General features: G+C 50.9%; 1 protein-coding gene. It reads left to right on the top strand.

Annotated features, from left to right (window positions below):
• Positions 1-32: 32 nt before the first annotated feature.
• The coding region (locus ACJBF3_RS26145) for an IS5 family transposase (RefSeq protein ID WP_194138600.1) at positions 33-583 on the top strand (551 nt) is incomplete at its 3' end.

Below are 583 nucleotides of genomic sequence, written 5' to 3'. Positions count from 1 at the left end.
GGCTTTGTTGAATAAATCGAACTTTTGCTGAGTTGAAGGATCAGATCACGCATCTTCCCGACAACGCAGACCGTTCCGTGGCAAAGCAAAAGTTCAAAATCACCAACTGGCCCACCTACAATAAAGCCCTCATCAACCGTGGCTCCATAACTTTCTGGCTGGATGATGAAGCTATTCAGGCCTGGTATGAGTCAGCAACACCTTCTTCACGAGGCAGACCTCAGCGCTATTCTGACCTTGCCATCACGACTGTGCTGGTCATTAAACGCGTATTCAGGCTGACCCTGCGCGCTGCGCAGGGCTTTATTGATTCCATTTTTTCTCTGATGAACGTTCCGCTACGCTGCCCGGATTACAGCTGTGTCAGCAGGCGGGCAAAGTCGGTTAATGTCAGTTTCAAAACGTCCACCCGGGGTGAAATCGCACACCTGGTAATTGATTCCACCGGGCTGAAGGTCTTCGGTGAAGGCGAGTGGAAAGTCAAAAAGCATGGCCAGGAACGCCGCCGTATCTGGCGTAAGCTGCATCTCGCCGTTGACAGTAAAACACATGAAATCATCTGCGCTGACCTGTCGCTGAACAA

Origin of the sequence: Enterobacter sp. PP-008-ECC_S150 (assembly GCF_045257065.1) — a bacterium.
Classification (GTDB): Bacteria; Pseudomonadota; Gammaproteobacteria; order Enterobacterales; family Enterobacteriaceae; genus Enterobacter; species Enterobacter chengduensis.
This window is presented reverse-complemented; position numbering and strand designations above follow the sequence as displayed.